The 21,334-nt window shown below is 62.9% G+C and carries 17 protein-coding genes; 11 read left to right on the forward strand and 6 right to left on the reverse strand.

The window, feature by feature from the left end:
* Positions 1 to 140: 140 nt before the first annotated feature.
* The 4 genes from BCA01S_RS01305 (at position 141) to BCA01S_RS01320 (ending at position 3,103) form a co-directional block, all read left to right on the forward strand.
* Positions 141 to 953, forward strand: a complete 813-nt coding sequence (locus tag BCA01S_RS01305) for a tetratricopeptide repeat protein (protein ID WP_027775381.1) — start codon at positions 141 to 143, stop codon at positions 951 to 953.
* A 48-nt stretch (positions 954 to 1,001) separates the two neighbouring features.
* On the forward strand, positions 1,002 to 1,586 hold the full coding sequence (locus BCA01S_RS01310; RefSeq protein ID WP_027775382.1) for a peptidylprolyl isomerase: 585 nt from the start codon (positions 1,002 to 1,004) through the stop codon (positions 1,584 to 1,586).
* Positions 1,587 to 1,758: 172 nt separating this feature from the next.
* On the forward strand, positions 1,759 to 2,253 hold the full coding sequence (locus BCA01S_RS01315; protein ID WP_020065568.1) for a peptidylprolyl isomerase: 495 nt from the start codon (positions 1,759 to 1,761) through the stop codon (positions 2,251 to 2,253).
* A gap of 52 nt (positions 2,254 to 2,305) precedes the next feature.
* A complete protein-coding gene (locus BCA01S_RS01320) occupies positions 2,306 to 3,103 on the forward strand; it encodes a UDP-2,3-diacylglucosamine diphosphatase (protein ID WP_027775383.1) in 798 nt (265 codons plus the stop codon).
* Between the two features lie 70 nt (positions 3,104 to 3,173).
* Here BCA01S_RS01320 and cysE read toward each other — a convergent pair whose 3' ends face one another.
* Both cysE and BCA01S_RS01330 read right to left on the reverse strand, forming a co-directional pair.
* On the reverse strand, positions 3,174 to 4,142 hold the full coding sequence (gene cysE / locus BCA01S_RS01325) for a serine O-acetyltransferase (RefSeq protein ID WP_027775384.1): 969 nt from the start codon (positions 4,140 to 4,142) through the stop codon (positions 3,174 to 3,176).
* Positions 4,143 to 4,353: 211 nt separating this feature from the next.
* Positions 4,354 to 5,193, reverse strand: a complete 840-nt coding sequence (locus BCA01S_RS01330) for an RNA methyltransferase (RefSeq protein ID WP_027775385.1) — start codon at positions 5,191 to 5,193, stop codon at positions 4,354 to 4,356.
* A gap of 439 nt (positions 5,194 to 5,632) precedes the next feature.
* Here BCA01S_RS01330 and BCA01S_RS01340 point away from each other — a divergent pair, with 439 nt between their 5' ends.
* The 4 genes from BCA01S_RS01340 (at position 5,633) to BCA01S_RS01355 (ending at position 12,376) form a co-directional block, all read left to right on the forward strand.
* Positions 5,633 to 6,436, forward strand: a complete 804-nt coding sequence (locus BCA01S_RS01340) for an inositol monophosphatase family protein (protein WP_020065563.1) — start codon at positions 5,633 to 5,635, stop codon at positions 6,434 to 6,436.
* Positions 6,437 to 6,762: 326 nt separating this feature from the next.
* Positions 6,763 to 8,061: a lysophospholipid transporter LplT gene (gene lplT / locus BCA01S_RS01345; protein WP_027775386.1), complete on the forward strand. Its 1,299-nt coding sequence runs from the start codon at positions 6,763 to 6,765 to the stop codon at positions 8,059 to 8,061.
* Positions 8,062 to 8,298: 237 nt separating this feature from the next.
* A complete protein-coding gene (mutS, locus tag BCA01S_RS01350; RefSeq protein WP_027775387.1) occupies positions 8,299 to 10,983 on the forward strand; it encodes a DNA mismatch repair protein MutS in 2,685 nt (894 codons plus the stop codon).
* Entirely contained in the window at positions 10,970 to 12,376 is a 1,407-nt protein-coding gene (locus BCA01S_RS01355; protein ID WP_027775388.1) for a hypothetical protein, read from the forward strand. The genes mutS and BCA01S_RS01355 overlap by 14 nt, the downstream gene beginning before the upstream one ends.
* Here BCA01S_RS01355 and BCA01S_RS01360 read toward each other — a convergent pair.
* On the reverse strand, positions 12,356 to 12,901 hold the full coding sequence (locus BCA01S_RS01360; protein ID WP_020065559.1) for an FKBP-type peptidyl-prolyl cis-trans isomerase: 546 nt from the start codon (positions 12,899 to 12,901) through the stop codon (positions 12,356 to 12,358). The genes BCA01S_RS01355 and BCA01S_RS01360 overlap by 21 nt on opposite strands.
* A gap of 32 nt (positions 12,902 to 12,933) precedes the next feature.
* On the opposite strand from BCA01S_RS01360, the gene BCA01S_RS01365 reads away from it, so the two are divergent.
* Both BCA01S_RS01365 and BCA01S_RS38390 read left to right on the forward strand, forming a co-directional pair.
* Complete coding sequence (locus BCA01S_RS01365; RefSeq protein WP_027775389.1) at positions 12,934 to 14,184, forward strand: cupin domain-containing protein; 1,251 nt, start codon at positions 12,934 to 12,936, stop codon at positions 14,182 to 14,184.
* 233 nt (positions 14,185 to 14,417) lie between these two features.
* Positions 14,418 to 14,681 (forward strand): hypothetical protein, encoded by a 264-nt coding sequence (locus BCA01S_RS38390; RefSeq protein ID WP_084166713.1) that lies wholly within the window; start codon positions 14,418 to 14,420, stop codon positions 14,679 to 14,681.
* Positions 14,682 to 14,879: 198 nt separating this feature from the next.
* Here BCA01S_RS38390 and yoaA read toward each other — a convergent pair whose 3' ends face one another.
* The 3 genes from yoaA to BCA01S_RS01380 all read right to left on the reverse strand — a co-directional run bounded on the left by yoaA (position 14,880) and on the right by BCA01S_RS01380 (position 18,565).
* Complete coding sequence (yoaA, locus tag BCA01S_RS01370) at positions 14,880 to 17,144, reverse strand: DNA repair helicase YoaA (protein WP_027775390.1); 2,265 nt, start codon at positions 17,142 to 17,144, stop codon at positions 14,880 to 14,882.
* A gap of 64 nt (positions 17,145 to 17,208) precedes the next feature.
* Positions 17,209 to 17,427 carry a DUF465 domain-containing protein gene (locus tag BCA01S_RS01375; RefSeq protein WP_020065556.1) on the reverse strand — a complete coding sequence of 73 codons (219 nt, stop codon included), beginning with the start codon at positions 17,425 to 17,427 and terminating at the stop codon, positions 17,209 to 17,211.
* A 169-nt stretch (positions 17,428 to 17,596) separates the two neighbouring features.
* Positions 17,597 to 18,565: a lipoprotein gene (locus tag BCA01S_RS01380; protein ID WP_042317762.1), complete on the reverse strand. Its 969-nt coding sequence runs from the start codon at positions 18,563 to 18,565 to the stop codon at positions 17,597 to 17,599.
* Between the two features lie 294 nt (positions 18,566 to 18,859).
* On the opposite strand from BCA01S_RS01380, the gene BCA01S_RS01385 reads away from it, so the two are divergent.
* Positions 18,860 to 21,208 carry a Tex family protein gene (locus tag BCA01S_RS01385; protein ID WP_027775392.1) on the forward strand — a complete coding sequence of 783 codons (2,349 nt, stop codon included), beginning with the start codon at positions 18,860 to 18,862 and terminating at the stop codon, positions 21,206 to 21,208.
* Positions 21,209 to 21,334: the final 126 nt, after the last annotated feature.

Consider the following 21,334-nt stretch of genomic DNA (forward strand, 5'->3'; position numbering starts at 1 on the left):
AACCGGTGCACCTGGTGCGGCGGTCAGACTGCTATCAAGGCGGAGACGACCACGAGTGGCGAAAAGACAGCCGGCGGTTCGACGGAACGCGCAGACCTTTTGTTAGAATGGCTCGGAGTATAACATCCAGACCCGAGCCTATGAAACCTTCCAGCGGCCGCGCGCGCAGCGCTGCGACCCTTGCCGCGACGGCCTTCGAGAGCCCCGTGGGCAGCGCCCGCCGCGGCATTGCGCGTGACGTTGCACGCCGCCTCGCACGCGCCGTCACGCTGCGCTTTACCGTGGCTGTCGCCCTCGGCATTGTGCCGGGCGCCGCCGCGTTCGCGCAGAAAACGCCGACCGTATCGCAAGGTCCCGCAGTGCGCGACAACACGCCGGAAATCGACGCGTCCATCGCACAGAAAGACTGGCAAGCCTCGCTGACGCAGCTCGACGCGCGCATCGCCTCTAACCCGCGCGACGCGCAGGCCAAGTTCAAGCGCGCCACGGTGCTCGCGCATCTGAATCGCGACGAGGAAGCGATCACCGCCTTCACCGAGCTCACGCAGTTGTATCCCGAGTTGCCCGAGCCGTATAACAATCTCGCCGCGCTGTACGCAAAGCACGGCCGTTATGTGGAAGCACGCGCGGCGCTCGAAACCGCGACCAAGGTGAACCCTGGCTACGGCCTCGCTTATGAGAACCTGGGCGACCTCTACCTGCGCATGGCCAACGAAGCGTACCGGCGCGCGCAGAGTCTCGGAAAGGCAAGCGCCACGACCACGCAGCGCCTCGCCGACATTCAGAAGATCGTGTCGCCGCCCAAAACGGGCAAGTCGACTAAACGAGCCGCTGCAGTGCAGGAGAACTACACGGAACGGGCCACCGCGAACATGACGCAAACGCCGAGCTTCCAGTACGGCGGCGCAAACGGCTCGCTCGCCATGCCGCCTTACATGGCCCCCTCGCAATAAAGCCGCCACGCTCGCGGTCATACGTTTTTTCCAACCCTGAGGATCTTCATGAAATGGTTGATGTTGGCGCTCGGCAGCGCCGCCCTGATCGCAAACGCACCGGCGTCTGCGCAGTCCGGTTCGCAAGCCGCGCATCCGTCCGTCCTCCTCAAGACGTCGGAAGGCGATATTCGCGTCGAGTTGTATCCTGAGAAAGCGCCCAAGACAGTCGCCAACTTTCTCGACTATGTGAAGTCCGGTCAGTACAGCGGTACGATCTTTCATCGTGTCATTCGCGGCTTCATGATTCAGGGCGGCGGTTATACGCAAAGCTTCGCTGAAAAGCCCACGCGCGCGCCGATTCCGCTTGAAAGCCGCAACGGTCTGAAGAACATGGCAGGCACACTGGCAATGGCGCGCACCAGCGATCCGAATTCGGCAACTGCGCAGTTCTTCATCAACACGGTGGACAACGCCGGCCTCGACTACCCGAATCCGGATGGCAACGGCTACGCAGTGTTCGGCAAGGTCACGAGCGGCATGGAGGTCGTGAAGAAGATCGAAGGCACGCCGACCACTACGCGCGGCCCAATGGGCGACGTACCCCAGAAGCCGGTGGTGATCGAGTCGGCTAGCGTCGTCAGCAGCAAGTAGCAGTACAACGACAGCACAACAGCACCAACGGAACACGGTGCGCTCACGCAAGCGTCAGATCACGCCCCGGCGCGGCCCGCAGTCGAATGCATGAAGCGCGCGCAAACGCATGAATGCACACGGCGGCTCACCGCGCCTCTTTCACCCACCCTGTTCATCAAAGGATTCCATCATGGTTGAACTGCATACGAACCACGGCGTCATCAAACTGGAACTGGACGCCGAGAAAGCGCCGAAGTCGGTTGAGAACTTCCTCAACTACGTGAAGGCCGGCCACTATGACAACACGGTGTTCCACCGCGTGATCGACGGCTTCATGATTCAGGGCGGCGGCTTCGAACCGGGCATGAAGCAGAAGCCGACGGCCGAGCCGATCAACAACGAGGCGAACAACGGCCTGAAGAACGTGAACGGCTCCGTCGCGATGGCTCGCACCAACGACCCGCATTCGGCAACCGCGCAATTCTTCATCAACGTGAACGACAACGACTTCCTGAACCACTCGTCGCCCACACCGCAAGGCTGGGGCTATGCTGTGTTCGGCAAGGTGGTCGAAGGCATGGACATCGTCGAGAAGATCAAGAAGGTCAAGACGGGTTCGAAGGGTTTTCATCAGGACGTGCCGGTTGACGACGTCGTGATCGAAAAGGCCGTGATCGTCGACTGATTGCCGGTCGCAGGCGCGCTCACACTACAAAGACCAGACTCAGGCACCTTCAATGCTGCAAGAAACGCCGCTGCGAAGCGTCGCCGCGGGCGTGCCTGGCGAGGGCAAACGCCCGCACGCCGCACGCCCGTTTTTGTTTCTCTCCGACATTCATTTGAGCGAGGCGATTCCGCGCACGGTCGCCGCGTTCGAACACTTCATTCGGGTCACAGCCGACCAGGCGGATTCCGTTTTCATTCTCGGCGATCTGTTCGAATACTGGATCGGCGACGACATGCTCGTCGAGCCGTTCGTCGCGCGCATGGCCGCTCTTTTGCACACGCTGACCGAGCGTGGTATCGCGCTTTACATCATGCATGGCAATCGCGATTTTCTGCTCGGCAAGCGCTTCATGAGAGCGGCCGGCGCAATCTGGCTACCCGATCCGTTCGTGATCACCGCGTTCGGCACGCGCATCGCGCTCGCGCACGGCGATCGCCTGTGCACCGCCGATCGCGGGTATCAGATCTTCCGTGGCTTCGCGCGCAATCGTCTCGCGCAGATGCTGTTTCTCGCGTCGCCGTTTTCGTGGCGTCAGGCGCTCGCGGAAAACATGCGGTCGAAAAGCGAGCATGGCCGCTCGCGGCCTGTCTCGCTGAAATACGACGTAACGCCGAAAGGCGTCGCGTCGTTATTCAAATGGTCGAAAGCGGCAACGATGATTCACGGGCACACGCACCGCCCTGCTCGTCATCGCGATCCCGGCGGAATACGCTGGGTACTGCCGGACTGGGATCTGGATCATGGCGAACGGCGCGGCGGCTACCTGCGTATCGACGCCGAAGGAATTCGCGCGTTGCCGCTCGATTGAGTGCGATAGAGTGAAGCCGCCGCGCGTTGCGCACACCGGTACGTCAACGGCGATAGGTCACCGGTTCGGATCAACGCCCCACCACTGCTCCATCCAGCTTGCCGGCGATTGCAGCGGACAGGCGCCGCAAATCTAGCAGTGCTGCGTCGGCGCCTTGCAGTCCTTCGAGACTGGTGCCGAGATGCTCGAGCGCCATCACGATTTCGTCGATGCGTTTCGCTTGCGTGGCCGCATGATCGATGAGCCCATGAATGGCGAGCGACACCGGATCGTCGGCATTTGGCGTGATCCCGTATGCGCAGAAGCCGCTACGCTCGACAGCGAGCTTGCCGCTCTCGCGAGTTGTGTCGCTAGCGGAGGCGGGTTCATTCGTTGCAGCATCGAGAGCCGCGCTCGCGCCGCGGTTTCTAGCCGCATTCACAGCCGCATTATCAGCCCCATTGGCAACCCCGTTGCCCCCCGCATTAGCAGCCGCCCTTGAGACGACCGAAGCCGCAGCGGCCGCGGCAGCAGTTGAAGCCGCCGCCGGCACGATGACTCTCGCCGGATTGCCCACAGCGGTGCCGCCAGCCGGCACGGGCTTGGTCACCACTGCATTCGATCCGATCTTCGCGTCCGCGCCGATCGTAAAACCGCCGAGAATCTTCGCGCCCGCACCTACGATCACGCCGCGCTCGAGCGTCGGATGCCGTTTCGCGCCGCGCGTGAGCGACGTGCCGCCGAGCGTCACGCCCTGATATATCGTGCAATCGTCGCCGATCTGTGCGGTCTCGCCGATCACCACGCCCATGCCGTGATCGATGAACACACGACGCCCGACCGTCGCCCCCGGATGAATTTCGATGCCCGTCATGAAGCGCGCCATCTGCGAGACGAAACGCGCGAGCCAGCGGCGCCGCGCCTGCCAGCATGCATGCGCGAGCCTGTGGAACACCAACGCGTGCAAGCCCGGATAACACGTGAGCACTTCCCAGGCACTGCGGGCAGCGGGATCGCGCTCGCGGATCGTGGCAATGTCTTCGCGAAGTCTCGTGAACATGGCAGGGAGTGTGTTGTGTGGGATAGAGACCGCATGCGCGAACCGCGTTGCGCGTGCAGGAGCGCCGCATAGCAGCGCGGCAGCTTTGCTTAGAACGTCTGGAGGATTGTAGGACGGTTCCCGAAAACCTGCCGGAAGTCCATGTAGCGCAAAAGGTCGTCGTGTTAGTCGAGCGCCGCCAAGCTGCCGCTCGTACAAATAGCGCGCCGCGCTACTGCGAGCCACCGTCCTTGTGGCCTGTCTTCAGAAGGATGTGTTTGGCGATGCCGCGCACGATATTGACTTCCTCCCGCTCCAGGCCCGAGCGCGCGAAAAGCCGCCGCAAGCGCGACATCAGCTTCTTCGGATTCGCGGGGTCGAGGAATTCGAGCGCGACGAGCGCGCTTTCGAGGTGCGCAAACATGCTTTCAATTTCATTGCTGGCAGCACGCGTGCCTGCAGGCTCGGCGGATGCGGCTGACGTTTGCGGCGCACGCATGGCAGGCGCGGTTGTGTCGGAGCCGCTCGTCAGATAGATCATGCGCAGCTCGTACGCCAACACCTGCACCGCTTGTGCAAGGTTGAGCGAACTGTAGGCCGGATTGGCGGGGATGTGGGCAAGCGCGCTGCATCGCTCGACGTCTTCATTCGATAAGCCAGTGCGCTCGTTGCCGAACACGAGCGCGATCTCGCCGTGCAACGCCTCGTCGCGCGCGAGACTTGCGGCTGCGCGGGGCGTCCATTGTGGAGGACCGTATTCGCGCTGCCGCGCGGTCAGCGCGATCGACCAATGCACGCCCGAGAGTGCATCGGCAAGCGTCGGCACGACATGGGCCGACGCGAGCACGTCGTCGGCGCCACTTGCCATTGCGATGGCTTCCGGATCGCTCTGCACATTCGGCACACGTGGCGAGACCAGCACGAGCCGCGAAAAACCCATGGTCTTGAGCGCCCGCGCGGCGGCGCCGACGTTGCCCGGATGGCTCGGCTCGACAAGCACGAAGCGCGTGGAGGTGAAGCCGCCGCGCAAGTCGGCCACGGCGGGATCGGAGGAATGGTGGGTGTGGTCCACGGTGAAATTCTGCTAGCGAAAGAACGCGTATGGTAGCGCCAACGCAGAGATCCGCCGAAATACCTGCGATGTTGCACGCGATAGCACGCGATGGCACGCACCGCGTTGCCCGTCATATGGCACGTCGCATCGCTTGTCACGTCCCAAAGCGCGCGCCCATTGAAATGCGCATGACGGCCCTGCCCGCCTCGAACGCTGCCGCGACCTGCGGACTAAGGTAAAATAACGCGATTCGCGTCCGGCATGGTCAGTGCATGCAATGAGCAAAACCGGGCGCTTCGTTCTTATTCAATTCGTCTCCGTTGGCGGAATGCGTACCGGTCACGTGCCGGGCGAGCATTCCGTGCTGTTTCTGCGCCTCATCGAGGGCGCCAATTAGTGTGCGCGTAGCGCCATTCACCGGCAAGCAGCCGTGCTGCCCCGGCACAAGGATCAATCCATGCATCCCATGCTCAATATCGCTGTCAAGGCCGCGCGCCGCGCAGCTCAAATCATTAACCGCGCGTCGCTCGATCTCGATCTGATTCAGGTCAGCAAGAAACAGCACAACGATTTCGTCACGGAGATCGACAAAGCGTCTGAAGCTGCGATCATCGACACGCTGAAGACCGCCTATCCCGATCACGCGATCCTCGCCGAAGAATCCGGCAAGTCGGACAACGAGTCCGAGTACCAGTGGATCATCGATCCGCTCGACGGCACTACCAACTTCATTCACGGCTTTCCGTACTACTGCGTGTCGATCGCGCTGGCTCACAAGGGCATCGTGACGCAGGCCGTTGTCTACGATCCGACCCGCAACGACCTCTTCACAGCTTCGCGTGGCCGCGGCGCGTTCCTGAACGACCGCCGCATTCGCGTCGCCAAGCGTGACCGGCTGGCTGACGGCCTGATCGGCACCGGCTTTCCGTTCCGCGAAACCGACGGCCTCGAAGCGTATGGCCGCCAGTTCGCGGAAATGACGCAAGCGTGCGCGGGCCTGCGCCGTCCCGGCGCCGCCGCGCTCGATCTCGCAAACGTCGCTGCGGGCCGCATGGACGGCTTCTTCGAGCAAGGCCTGAACCCGTGGGACGTCGCCGCGGGCAGCCTGCTGATTACCGAAGCAGGCGGTCTGGTGGGCAATTACACCGGCGACTCCGAGTTCCTGCACGTTGGCGAAATTGTCGCCGGTAATCCAAAGATCTACGCGCAGATGGTGCCGATCCTGTCGCGCTACAGCCGCACGCGCCAGCAAGCGGCTTAACGGCGCGCAACGGGGCTCGGTCGTAGTCAGTCTTCCGGCACACAGAGGGCTGCAACGGGCTCGCCCGGTGTTTTGAATCCCGCGGCAACACGGGGAGCGAATCGAGCGAGTCAGAAATCGTAGCGGGCAGAATCACGACAAGCGGCTTCGGCCGCTTTTTCGTTGGCGCGCCTGCATCGCGCGAGCGTTCGTGCTACAAAGCGGGAAGCCGCGCCGGCGCACCTCTCTCGCCGGCTGCATTTCGCGTTCCACGCTGCGCCCGCATGCGCGCCTCGTATGCGCCTTTCTCTGCGCCTAAGGCTAGCGCGCAGCTTCCCATCCGCTTCATGAAAAAAGGCTTCTACACAATTATCGCGGCGCAGTTCATTTCGTCGCTGGCGGACAATGCCCTGCTGATCGCCGCCATCGCATTGTTGTCGGTGATCCGTTCGGCCGCGTGGGTCACGCCGTTGCTGCAGATTTTTTTCACCGTCTCGTACGTGCTGCTCGCGCCCTTCGTCGGCGCGTTTGCAGACTCCATGCAAAAGCGCCACGTGATGTTCATCTCGAACGCGCTGAAGGCGAGCGGCTGTCTGATGATGATCGTAGGCGTGCATCCGATGATCGCCTATGGCGTGGTCGGCTTCGGCGCGGCCGCCTATTCTCCCGCGAAGTACGGCATTCTCACCGAGTTGTTGCCGGCCGAGAAACTCGTCAAGGCAAACGCATGGCTCGAATCGGCGACCGTGCTGTCGACGATCGTCGGCACGATGGTGGGCGGTGCGCTCATCAGCACATTTGCCGATAAATTCGTTGCACACGTTCATCTGCCGCTGATCCGCTCATCGGCCGATCTTGCGATGTTCGCCGTGATGCTCACCTACGCGATCGCCGCGGGCATCAACGTGTTCATTCCCGACACCGGCGCACGTTATCCGAACCGCCTGTCAGAACCGACGAAGCTCGTTGGCGACTTCTATCATTGCTTCAACGTGCTGTGGGCCGACAAACTGGCACAGATCGCGTTATGGGTGACGACGCTCATGTGGGGCGGAGCCGTGACCCTGCAATTGCTCGTGCTGAAATGGGCCAATGTGAACCTCGGCCTGTCGCTCTCGAAGGCGGCCGTCATGCAGGGCGTCACCGGTCTGGGCATTGCCGTCGGTGCGACAGCGGCGGCCGCGCTGATTCCGCTGCGCCGTTCGCTCACGGTGCTGCCGGTCGGCATCGTCACCGGCGCGGTGGCGATTGCAATGGCGTTCTACAACAAGAACCTGTTCCCCGCGGACGCGGGCGTCCACATCGGCTCGTATGTCGCACCGGCCTATATCCTTCTCGCCTATCCGCTGATGATCCTGCTCGGCGCGCTGTCCGGCTTTTTTATCGTGCCGATGAACGCAATTCTTCAGCATCGCGGCGCGACGCTGCTGTCCGCCGGCCATTCGATCGCGGTGCAGAACTTCAACCAGAATCTGGCCGTGCTGCTGATGCTCGGCGCGTACGCGCTGCTGCTCACCGCCAGGATGCCTGCACAATGGATCATCGTCGTGTTCGGCGCGTTCATCACGTTCATGATGTGGCTCGCGAAACGGCGCAGCGCGGCGAACGAACGCACTGCCGATATGCGCGCGCTGCTCGAAGAGTGACGTCTGCACGAGTGGGGAGTTATTCGTGCACGTCGCGGGCGTATGCGCGAGTTCGCCGTGCTGGGGTGTGCTTGGGCGTGCTTGTGTGTGCCTGCGATTGCCCGGAATATGCTTGCCTGTGCTTGCGGCCCGAGCAATCCGCGTGACAGCGTGGGTTGGCCATCCGGCCAGGGTCCGCTGGCCGCGCCGGCGGGTTAAACTCACGCCCTGAACAGCTAACGCAAAAAGATACCGAGGATGGGCACTCAAACCGCAGCGGCCAGCGACGTCGCACAACACACGCCAATGATGCAGCAGTACCTGCGCATCAAGGCGGAGCATCCGGGCACGCTGGTGTTCTACCGGATGGGCGACTTCTACGAACTCTTTTTCGAAGACGCGGAAAAAGCCGCACGTCTGCTCGATCTCACGCTCACGCAGCGCGGCGCGTCGGCGGGCAATCCGATCAAGATGGCGGGCGTGCCGCATCACGCGGTCGAACAGTATCTGGCGAAGCTGGTAAAGCTCGGCGAATCCGTCGCTATTTGTGAGCAGATCGGCGACCCGGCCACGTCTAAAGGTCCAGTCGAGCGCAAGGTGGTGCGCGTCGTCACGCCGGGTACGCTAACGGACGCCGCGCTGCTGTCGGACAAAAGCGATGTCCTTCTGCTCGCCATGTGCGTCGCCCACAACCGTCGCGGCGTCGCGACGGGCGTCGGCCTCGCGTGGCTGAATCTCGCGAGCGGCGCGTTGCGGCTCGCGGAAGTCGCACCTGATCAGGTAGCCGCGGCGCTCGAACGGATCGGCCCTGCGGAAATTCTGGTTGCCGACACCGCTGCGGATTCCGCGAGCTGGACACCGCCCACCGGCGCGCGCGCACTGACTCGCGTGCCGGCGTGGCATTTCGATGTCGCCTCAGGCACGCAACGTCTGTGCGATCAACTCGAAGTAGCGGGCCTCGACGGTTTTGGCGCGCATTCACTCACTTGCGCATGCGGCGCGGCCGGCGCGTTGCTGCTGTACGCGGCGGCCACGCAAGGTCAGCAACTGCGGCACGTGCGCAGCCTGAAGGTCGAATACGAATCCGAATATATCGGCCTCGACCCTGCCACGCGGCGCAACCTGGAAATTACGCAGACGCTGCGCGGCACCGAGTCGCCCACGCTGTGCTCATTGCTCGACACGTGCTGCACGACCATGGGCAGCCGCTTGCTGCGGCACTGGCTGCATCATCCGCCGCGCGACCCGCTCGTCGCGCAGTCGCGTCAGCAGGCTATCGGCGCGTTGCTCGAGGCGCCCGCGGGTGCGGACGTCGACTCGCTGCGCAGCGCACTGCGACATATCTCCGACATCGAGCGAATCACCGGCCGTCTTGCGCTGCTTTCCGCGCGGCCCCGCGATCTGTCGAGCTTGCGCGATACCTTCGCCGCGCTGCCCGAGCTTCGCGCGAAGGTGGCGGCTGTTTCATCGAATGCGGATTCGCTCGCCCGCATCGACGTGTCGCTCGAACCGCCGCAAGCTTGCGTCGAGTTGCTCACGCGCGCTATTGCACAGGAGCCGGCCGCCATGGTGCGGGACGGCGGTGTCATTGCGCGGGGATACGATGCGGAGCTCGACGAGCTCAGGGATATTTCGGAGAACTGCGGGCAGTTTCTGATCGATCTTGAAACGCGTGAACGCGCGCGCACTGGCATCGGCAATCTGCGCGTCGAGTACAACAAAGTGCACGGCTTTTACATCGAGGTCACGCGCGGCCAGACCGACAAGGTGCCGGACGACTATCGCCGCCGTCAGACGCTAAAGAACGCCGAGCGCTACATCACGCCGGAACTGAAAACGTTCGAAGACAAGGCGCTGTCCGCGCAGGAACGGGCGCTCGCCCGCGAGCGTTCGCTTTACGACGCGCTGTTGCAGACGCTGCTGCCGTTCATTCCGGATTGCCAGCGCGTTGCCTCGGCACTCGCGGAGCTCGACCTGCTGACCGCCTTTGCCGAACGTGCCCGCGCCCTCGACTGGGTTGCGCCGAGCTTCTCGCCGAACGCAGGCATCGAAATCGAACAGGGCCGTCACCCGGTTGTCGAAGCGCAGGTCGAGCAATTCATCGCGAACGACTGCACGCTTACGCCGGAGCGCAAGCTGCTGCTGATCACCGGCCCCAACATGGGCGGTAAATCGACCTTCATGCGGCAGACGGCGCTGATCGCGCTGCTTGCGTACGTGGGCAGCTACGTGCCCGCGCGGCGCGCCGCGTTCGGCCCAATCGACCGCATTTTCACGCGCATCGGCGCCGCGGACGATCTCGCCGGCGGACGTTCGACCTTCATGGTGGAAATGACTGAAGCCGCCGCGATCCTGAACGACGCGACGCCGCAAAGCCTCGTGTTGATGGATGAGATCGGCCGCGGCACGTCTACCTTCGACGGTCTCGCGCTCGCATGGGCGATCGCGCGGCATCTGCTTTCGCACAACAGCTGCCACACGCTTTTCGCGACACATTATTTCGAGCTGACGCAGTTGCCCGCCGAATTTCCGCAAGCGGCCAACGTGCACCTGTCGGCGGTCGAGCATGGACACGGCATCGTGTTCCTGCACGCCGTCAACGAAGGTCCGGCGAACCAGAGCTACGGCTTGCAGGTCGCGCAGCTCGCCGGCGTGCCGAACGCGGTGGTTCGCGCGGCGCGCAAGCATCTCGCGCACCTGGAACAGCAGTCGGCGGCCCAGCCCACTCCGCAACTCGACCTGTTCGCCGCACCGCCCCCAATGTTGCTCGAAGATGCGGACGACGAACGTGCTGGCAGTGAAGCGCCTTCGCGATCGCCCGCAATGACAGCGCTCGTTGAGCGTCTCCGCGACATCGATCCGAACGATCTGCGGCCACGAGAAGCGCTCGATCTGCTGTATGAACTGCACGAGCTGGCCGCAGCGCCGGATGCCGATCACTGACGCACGCCGCTGTCTTGCGCAACGTCTGCGCCGACTCGGCGCGGCATTGGCCATGGCCTTCACGCGAGCGCGCGGCCGGCGGTTCGTCGCCGCTTGCGCGTCTGTCTTTGCTGTCTTGTTGCCCGCATCGGCGGCGCATGCGGCAGCGCCCAGCTACAGTTTCGCGGTCATCGCGAACACCATGCAAAGTCCCGCCGACGAAGCTCCGACCCAGCGGTTGATCGATGCAATCGGCCGGGAGCGCGGCCTGTCGTTCATCGTGTACGACGGCAATCTGAAAGGCCCGAAGGAAGCCTGCCGGGATGCGCTGTATGAACGCCGGCACGCAGTGCTGGAAACGTCGCGGCCCGCGCTGTTCTTCATTCCGGGTCAGCACGACTGGATCGATTGCGCGAGCGCGCAGGCAGGCGGTTTCGATCCGGTCGAACGGCTCGACCAGCTTCGCCAGACGCTCTTTAGCGACGCGAATTCGATGGGTCAGAACCCGATTGCGTTGACGCGCGAGAGCGAGGTGTCGCGCTTTCGTCCGTATCGGGAAAACGTGCGCTGGCAAGCAGGAGACACCGTGTTCGTCGGGCTGAATGTGCCGAGTCCGAACAATCATTATCTGACCGCCGGCGGACGCAACGGGGAGTTCGAGGACCGGGTAATCGCCAATGCATTCTGGCTCGAGCATGCCGGCGAATTTGCGAAGCGACGCGACGCGCGCGCGATCGTCGTGTTCATTCAGGGCGATCCCGATCCCGAGCGCTATGAACGGCCCGAGCGTTTCGCCTGGCTACGCTTCGGGCACAATCCGCGCCGCGACGGATTTCTGGAGTTCAAGCGCAGCCTCGTCAAGCTCGCGCAGATCTTTCCCGGCCCGGTGCTCGTCATCCACTCCGACGACGAACGCGCAAGCGCGGGCTTCATGATCGATCAGCCACTACGCAACGACAAGGGGAACCTGGTGGCGAACCTCACGCGTGTCGCGCTTGCGCCGCATGATCGCCTTAACCAGTGGATTCAGATAGAAGCAGACTTGGGAAGAAAGCCGCCGTTTCGCGTGACAGTGCGCGACGTACCGCGGCAAATGCCGATGCCCACGGCGCAGCCTCCGTTGCTGCGGGACGAGCCCGCCGCCTCGATGCCGGCCGTGCCGTCGCTTGGACCGGCCTCGGACTTGCCGCCGCTATTCCAGACGCCCGGCCAGCCGCAACCGGACTTTCAGCAACTCGACCAGTTGCCGCGCATTCCAGCCGACCAGGGCGGCGGCGGATACGGACCCGCTACGTCGGTTCCGCCTGCGCAAACGGTCCCGTCCGCGCAGCCACGCATGCCGGGAACTCCGGGGGTGCCGGGTTCTTCAGGCACTCCCGGCACGCCCGCAAGCTCAGTGCAGCGTGGGCCCTGACTTGCCGCCTTCGTCGTCTGCCTCGTCGTCTTCGTCGAGAACTTCGAGGCCGTCGGCGCCATGCGCGTGTTCATGCTGGATTTCGTCTTCGGTCGCGGGACGCACGTCTTTGACCGTCAACGCAAAACGCAGCGCCATGCCGGCTAGCGGATGGTTGCCGTCGAGCACGACTTTGTCTTCCGCGACGTCGGTCACGACATAGACGAGCGAATCGAGGTCTTCGTCGCCCTCTTCCGGCGTGCCTTCGAACTGCATGCCGACCTCGAGCGGTTCCGGAAAGCGATTACGCGGCTCGATCTTCACGAGGTCCGGATCGTACTCACCGAATGCATCTTGCGGCTCGAGCTGGATCTGGGTCTCGAAGCCGGCCTCGTGGCCGTCGAGCTCTTCCTCGATCTTGGGGAACGTGCCATCATAGCCGCCGTGCAGATAGACCATCGGCTCGTCGCTCTCTTCAATCAGATTGCCCTGCGCATCCGAGAGCTTGTAGGCGACCGACACGACGGTGTTCTTTGCGATTTTCATTCGATTCTCCAGAATACAACTCACATTATACGATGCCCAAGCGGCCCACTGACCACCCGGCCGAAGCAGCTTCGGCACGCAATTCGTCATCGGCTAAAAAGCCGGCTACCGCGATTCTTCCGCCTTCGCCCGACACACCCACGCCGTTGCTCGGCAACCTCACGCCGTCGCAATTCATGCGCCGGTACTGGCAGAAAAAGCCCCTGTTGATCCGCCAGGCGATTCCCGATGTCGAGTCGCCGCTCTCGCGCGACGAGTTCTTCGAACTGGCGGACCAGGATGAAGTCGAAGCGCGCCTCATCACGCACTTTCGCAATAGGTGGCAGCTTGAACATGGACCCTTCGCGCCGGACGAACTGCCGTCGCTGAAGCAGCGCGCGTGGACACTGCTCGTGCAGGGCGTCGATCTTTACGACGATCGCGCGCGAGCCCTGCTGGACCGCTTCCGCTTCGTTCCCGATGCGCGTCTGGACGATCTCATGATTTCTTATGCGACCGACGGCGGCGGCGTCGGCCCGCACTTCGATTCCTACGATGTGTTTCTTTTGCAAGTAAAAGGCAAGCGGCGCTGGCGCATCAGTTCGCAGAAAGATCTGACGCTGCAAGCAGGACTGCCGTTGAAAGTTTTACAGAACTTCGAAGCGGAACAGGAGTGGGTGCTCGAGCCGGGAGACATGCTGTATTTGCCGCCGCACATTGCGCACGACGGCGTCGCCGAGGGCGAGTGCATGACGTGCTCGATCGGCTTTCGCGCGCCGTCAGCCGGTGAACTGACGGCCCAGTTCCTCTACCATCTGGCCGAGCGCGGCGAAGAAAAGGCGCAGCCGGAAGCGCTTTACCGCGACCCGCAGCAGCCCGCCGTAGACCGGCCGGCGGAACTGCCCGCCGCGCTGGTCGAACGCGTTGGCGCAATCCTTGCTGGCATCAAATGGAATGAGCAGGACATTGCGTCGTTCCTTGGTGCGTACCTCAGCGAACCCAAGCCGAGTGTCGTCTTCGATCCGCCGCAAAGGCCGCTCAACGGAGCACGTTTCATTAGCCAGGCGTCGCGCTTAGGTGTGCGACTCGACCGCAAGACGAATATGTTGTACAACCGCCGTTTTTTCTTCGTAAATGGAGAGAAAATGTGGATCGACGGCGCGAAAAAATGGTTATTTGATCTCGCCGATCACCGGTGTCTGAGTGCGAAACGCTTTGTAACACTCTCACACGATTCGTCGGTGACAGCACGGCTACACGAGTGGTATTGTGCGGGCTGGATACGGATAGGCGAGCTTGCCTAGCCTCGCGTGTCTGTTATACACAGTACATTGAAATTTTGTATGAGAAAGACAACGTATTGACCCCGGATTTATGGATTGTCAGTACGAAAGTGCATATAATTTCCGCCCAAGCCGTAGGGAAGATTCCTGCTCGTCAAAAGAGCGTCTCCACCAGCGGCCCAGGTCGGTGTTGGAGCACATTACCGGTATTATTTTGCGCTGTTGCTTACCTTTAACCATAAAAGGACGTGATCATGAAGAAATCCCTCCTCGTAGCATCCCTGTTGGCAGCTGTGGCACTGGCTGCATGCAACAAGAGCAACGACCAAGCCGCTGCCCCGGCTAGCGACGCAGCTGCCGCTTCGGCACCGGCTGCTGCTGCAGCTTCGGATTCGGCTGCTGCTGCTTCGGGTGCGGCTGCTGCTGCGAGCGACGCTGCTGCTTCGGCTACGACCGCTGCTTCGGACGCAGGCGCTGCTGCTTCGGCTGCTGCTCCGGCTTCGGGCGCAAGCCAGTAAGCTGTCGCGTAGGGTTCGCCTTAGGGCGAAAACTGCATCGGGAAATCGTCTCGGTTTCCCGAGCAGTAAAACAAAACGCCACGGGCTCACGTCCGTGGCGTTTTGTCATTCAAGCGCCGATTTAGCTAAGGCATCAGCGCGATCGAAGCCGGTTATCGCAACGAGATTCGGCTTTGAAGCGCAGCTATTGAAGCGCGGCTATTGAGCGGCCTGCCCGCTCTCCTCGAAAAACTCGCGCACCACCTCGATTTCACGTGTGCGCTTGAACGGCGGCAAGCTCTGCCAGATTCGGCGTCCATAAGGTTTTTCGACAAGACGCGTGTCGCAGATCATCAGGACGCCACGGTCCGTTTCCGCGCGGATCAGTCGGCCGGCGCCCTGCTTCAGCGTAATAACAGCCTGCGGCAGTTGATGAACCGCAAACGGGCTCAGACCTTTCTTCGTCAGCGCATCGAGACGCGCTGACAAAACCGGATCGTCAGGCGGCGCAAATGGCAGCTTGTCGATGACGACGAGCGACAGCGCGTCGCCGCGCACGTCGACGCCTTCCCAGAAGCTCTGACTGCCCACCAGAATCGCGTTGCCATAAGCGCGGAACCGGTCGAGTAATTCCGTGCGGCTTGCATCGCCCTGCACGAGCAGCGGATAGTTCCAGCCGCGCGCTTCGATCACATCTCGCAGCTTGGCGGAGATTCGGTCCACGGCGCGCAGCGTCGTACACAACATGAATACGCCTCCACCAGACGCCTCGATCGCGGGTAAGGCTGCGTCGAACACAGCGTCGGTGAATGTGGGCGACGACGGTTGAGGCAAATTGCGCGGCACATACAGAAGCCCTTGCGACGGATAGTCGAACGGGCTCGGCAACGTCATAGAACGCTTGGCGTTAAGTCCCATTTGTGCGGCATAGTGCGCGAAATCGCCGCGCACCGACAACGTGGCCGACGTGAAGATCCACGCACGCGGCACACCTGCGCGCTGCTTGGCGAAGATCGGCGCGACCGAGAGCGGCGTCTCGTGCAACTGCACGGTATGCGCGAACACTTCGATCCAGCGCACCTTCTCGTTGGGATCGGCACGCTCGCTCCTGCCTTCCGCGGAGCCGCTCTGAGCCGCATCGACCGCCTGACGCTCGAGCTCGGTAGGCGGCGTCGTCCAGCCGGCAAGCACGCCCTGCAACTCGCGAGCGCGGCGCAGACAGGCGCCGATCGACTCCGCGCGTTCGGCTTGCGTTGCGAGCGCGGAAGTCAGCGCGTCGAGTTCGGTTTCGAGCGCTTCGAGGGCAGCAAACAACGGATGATCGTCCGGCAACTGACCGATCGACAAACGCACAGAGTCTTCCTTGAACGCGAGCCGCACGTCACGCGCGGCGCGTTCCAGTGCGGAGCCGAGCTTGACCCAGTCGACCGCGTCACGTGCATGACCCAAACCCTCGGCGACGCAATCGCGTGCGAGTTCCAGAAACTGCGCGGTGGAAAGCGTCTCGCCGAAAAACAGCGTGGCGGTTTCGGGAAGCTGGTGCGCTTCGTCGAAGATGACCGTGTTGGCCGTGGGCAGCAGCTCCGCCATGCCGGTATCGCGCAACATGATGTCGGCGAAAAAGAGGTGGTGGTTGACCACCACGATGTCGGCTTGCTGCGCTTCGCGGCGTGCCTGCATTACGAAGCAGTCCTTGTAATGCGGACATTCCTGACCGAGGCAGTTATCGCGCGTGGACGTGACCATAGACCACACCGCCGCGGTTTCCGGCACGCTCGCGAGTTCGGCCTTGTCGCCCGTGCGCGTGATCTTTGCGAACCGGACGATGTCCTGCAAATACGACGTTTCCTGTCGCGACGGCAAACGGCCGTTATCCGCCGTGCGCTGCAGGTAGTAGTGACACAGATAGTTCGCGCGGCCCTTGAGCATGGCGACCGACACCGGCACTGCAAGCGCGTCGCGCACGGTCGGAATATCGCGCTGAAAAAGCTGGTCCTGCAGGTGCTTGGTGCCCGTCGACACGATCACCTTGCCGCCCCACAACATGGCCGGCACAAGATACGCATAGGTCTTGCCGGTACCGGTGCCCGCCTCGACGATCAGCGTGTTCTCGCCGCCGTCCAAGGCCTGCGCTTCGTCGGCTTCTACCGTTTCGGCTGCGGTCTCGGCGGCGCCGGTTTGCAGGCGCCGCGCCGGACGCTTTTGCGCCTCGAACATGGCGGGCTCGGGCATCGCGCGGCCCGACGCTTCCATCGCGGCCGCGACGGCGCGCGACATCTCGATCTGCGACGCGCGCGAGCGATAGCCGTCGATCTGCCTGGCCAATAAACCGTTATCGGCGAAGATCTCGTTGAGCTCCGCGGCGCGGCGTGGATTGAGCGAAGCGCTCAACGCGGGCGCAGCGGGACGCGGCGCGGGTGTGCAGGTTTGTGATGCCTCGTCGGCGGCCGTCGCGCGGCGGGAAGTTTCAAGCGGTGAATTCAAGGCAAGCGTTTCCTGCAAAATCCGGCTCGCGCGGCGCGCGCCCGGCGCCTGCCAGGCCGCGAACTCAGGCGCGTACGTCCGGTTCGAGCTGCAATTGCAGCAAGATGATGGTGTCCTTGACCTTGAGTTTGCGCTTTTTCAGGCGCTGCAACTCGAAGTCGTCGATGCCGGGCTCATCCGACATTCGGCCGATCAAACGGTCGAGCCCACTGTGCTCCGATTCCAGTTGCAGAATCCGGTCGCGAAGTGTGTCCGCGTTGATGACGTGATGTTGATCGCGCATGCTCGCCTCCGCTCGACTGTTGCGTGGGCTGCATGTTCGCCATGTTCAGCCCGTTGCCTGAGGTTGCTGTCCGGCTCAAAACGCGCTACGACTGCCTGCACCCATGCGTGCACTACTGCGATACTACAACCGCGCAGGCGCCCGCCACACGAGCGCTACGCCGCGCGGCTCACTGTTGCTGCTTCTGCTGCTCTTCGAGTTGCTTCTGCTGCTTCAACTGGTCCTGACGTTTCTGCTCCGCTTTTTCGGCTGCCTGCTTCTGGCGCGCTTCGACGTCGGCTTTGTGCTGAGCCGCTTCGGCCTGCTTCTTCTCGAAGCTCTGCTGCTTCTCTACGCGTTCCTGAGCCTTTTGCGCGCCCTGCTGACGAGCTTCGTCGAGCTTGCGTTGAAAGTCGGCCTGCTTCTGATCGTAAGCCTGCTGATTGGCCGCGGCCTTCGACGTGCTGATGCCGCGCTTCGCCTGGTCGATCGCGTGCTGCCGCTGCTTTTCCTCGTAGGCCTGCGCGTTGGCGGCGCGCTGCGGCGCCTCTGCATTGCGCTGCGCCTCGTTCAACTGATGCTGACGCTGTTTCTCTTCATAAGCCTGGGCGTTGCGCGCGTCTTCGGCGGCGCGCTGCGGCGCGCCCGCTTCCTCCTGCGCGCGCTTGAGCTCCGCCTGCTCGTCACGTTTGCGGGCACGTTGCGCGCGCTCTTCGCCGTCCAACGCGAGCTGTTCCTTGCGGATCTGCGCCTGTACCGTGCGCATCTGATCGCGTGCCCTGTTCAAGCAGTGATTGACGAAGAACGTGCTGTAGCAATTATGCTCGGCGACGCCGTAGCGGTAGTTGTTCTCGTCGCTGCGCTGGTTAAGCACCTTCTGCCGCGCGTCGAACTCGCTCTCTCCCGGCACCGCGCTGTCGCCGCCCGCTGTGCTATCAGCTCCGGCATTCACTGAGCCATCCGCTTCGCCACTGACGCCATTGCCTTGATCCGCCGAGCCCGCGGGCTTCACGGCAGGCGCAATAGCGCCGCTTTCAGGCGCCGCCGATTGCGCCGAAGCAGGCGCCGATAATGCGAGCGCGGCAGCCATCAGGCACGCCGCGCACGACACCACGAACGCTTTGCCCGAAACCGGCGCGCTCACTTCGACGCCACGCATCACCCGTCCACGCAACCTGAACGGCCAGCGCACTGCGGACAGCGGCAAATGTGGCGTAAGAGAGACCGGGTTCGAGCCCAGGCAGTTGAAAGAAAAGGAGATTGGCAACGTCGTAGAGGGGCAACGGAACATGCCCGAAATTCTATCACCCCCGGCGGTTGAGCCCTTTGGCATTTGTGGCAAAATGCCCCGCTCTAGCAACCTGGTCGCAGCGCGCACGCACTGCGTGCCCGGCGCCGCAAGGCGCCGCCGGCGCACGGCCCTTGACCGAGTCCGCAGGAAACCCAAGAGCTTATGACGGAAACCGTAGCACTCAAGATCGTACAGCGCATCGCCGCCGAACTGTCCGTACAGCCGCGCCAGGTCGCGGCCGCGGTGCAACTCCTCGACGAAGGAGCGACTGTTCCGTTCATCGCCCGCTACCGTAAGGAAGTGACCGACAATCTCGACGACACGCAGCTGCGTAATCTCGAAGAACGCCTGCTGTATCTGCGCGAACTGGAAGACCGGCGCGCGGCGATCGTCGCGAGCATCGAAGAACAGGGCAAGCTCACCGACGAGCTGCGCAACGCGATCGAAGGCGCCGACAGCAAGCAGGTGCTCGAAGACCTGTATCTGCCATACAAGCCGAAGCGCCGCACTCGCGCGCAGATCGCTCGCGAAGCCGGCCTGCAGCCGCTCGCCGACGCGCTGCTCGGCAATCCGCTGCTCGACCCGCAAACGGAAGCCGCCGCGTACGTGGACGCGGAGAAAGGCGTCGCTGACGTGAAGGCCGCACTCGATGGCGCCCGCGACATCCTCTCCGAGCAATTTGGCGAAACCGCTGATCTGCTCGGCAAGCTGCGCGATTACCTGTTCAATCAGGGCGTGGTGTCGTCGAAAGTGGTCGAAGGCAAGGAAACCGCTGAAGAAGAGAAATTTCGCGACTATTACGACTATGCGGAAACGATTCGCACGGTGCCGTCGCATCGTGCGCTCGCGCTTTTCCGCGGCCGCAATGCGGGCGTGCTGATGATCAAGCTGGGCCTCGGCGAAGAACTCGACGCACAGGTGCCCCATCCGGGCGAAGCGCTGATCGCACGTCACTTCGGTATTGCCAATCAGAACCGTCCGGCCGACAAGTGGCTTTCCGACGTTTGCCGCTGGTGCTGGCGCGTGAAGGTTCAGCCGCACATTGAAAACGAACTGCTGACCAACCTGCGCGACGAAGCCGAGCACGAAGCGATTCGCGTGTTCGCACGCAATCTCAAGGACCTGCTGCTGGCCGCACCCGCGGGACCGAAGGCCGTGATCGGCCTCGATCCGGGCATGCGCACCGGCGTGAAGGTCGCGGTGGTCGATCGGACCGGCAAGGTACTCGTCACCGACGTGATCTATCCGCATGAGCCGCGCCGCGACTGGGACGGCTCCATCGCGAAACTCGCGCGCATCTGCGCGCAGACGCAGGCCGAACTGATCAGCATCGGCAACGGCACGGCGTCGCGGGAAACGGACAAGCTCGCGAGCGAACTCATCGCGCGCCATCCGGAATTCAAGCTGCAGAAAATCGTCGTGTCCGAAGCCGGCGCGTCGGTGTACTCGGCTTCCGAACTGGCCGCGAAGGAATTCCCCGACATGGACGTATCGCTGCGCGGCGCGGTGTCGATCGCGCGGCGTCTGCAAGACCCGCTCGCCGAACTCGTGAAGATCGAACCGAAGGCAATCGGCGTCGGGCAGTATCAGCACGACGTGAATCAGCGCGAACTCGCGCGCTCGCTCGACGCGGTCGTCGAAGACTGCGTGAACGCCGTGGGCGTGGACGCGAACACGGCGTCGGTCGCCCTGCTCGCGCGTGTGTCGGGGCTGAACGCCACGCTGGCTCGGAACATCGTCGACTATCGCGATGCGAATGGCCCGTTCCCGTCGCGCGATCATCTGCGCAAGGTGCCGCGTCTCGGTGACAAGACGTTCGAACAGGCTGCGGGCTTTCTGCGCATCAACAACGGCGAAAACCCGCTCGACCGCTCGTCGGTGCACCCCGAAGCGTACCCGGTCGTTGAACGGATCCTCGCGAAGATCAACAAGCACGTTGGTGAAGTGCTCGGCAATCGGGATGCGCTGCGCGGCTTGTCACCGGGCGAATTCGTCGACGAACGTTTCGGCCTGCCGACCGTGCGCGACATTCTGCTCGAACTCGAAAAGCCGGGCCGCGATCCGCGCCCAGAGTTCAAGACGGCGACGTTCCGCGAAGGCGTCGAAAAAGTCAGCGATCTGACGCCCGGCATGGTGCTCGAGGGCGTCGTCACGAACGTCGCGGCTTTCGGTGCGTTCGTCGACATCGGCGTACATCAGGATGGGCTCGTGCACGTATCGGCAATGTCGACGAAGTTCATCAAGGACCCGCACGAGGTCGTCAAGGCCGGACAGATCGTCAAGGTCAAGGTGCTCGAAGTCGACGTGAAGCGTCAGCGTATCGCGCTCACCATGCGCCTCGACGACGAGTTCGGCGCGGCGGCGGCCCGCAGTGGCGGCGGTGCGCAGCAGGATCGCGGCAACTTTGGCCGCTCGGGTGGGAATGGACGCGGCGCGCCGCAACAGCGCTCACGCGAACCGGAAGCAGGCGGCGCAATGGCTGCCGCATTCGCGAAGTTGAAGCAAAAGTAAAAGTCTGTGTGTTCGGTGGACGAAGCGCTTTTGCACCACTGAACACGCGCCTTTTACCACCCGTCACCCAATAAAAAACCCACGCATTTGCGTGGGTTTTTTGTTTCTGCAGAGACATTCCGCGAT

Origin of the sequence: Paraburkholderia caledonica NBRC 102488 (assembly GCF_000685095.1) — a bacterium.
GTDB lineage: Bacteria > Pseudomonadota > Gammaproteobacteria > Burkholderiales > Burkholderiaceae > Paraburkholderia > Paraburkholderia caledonica.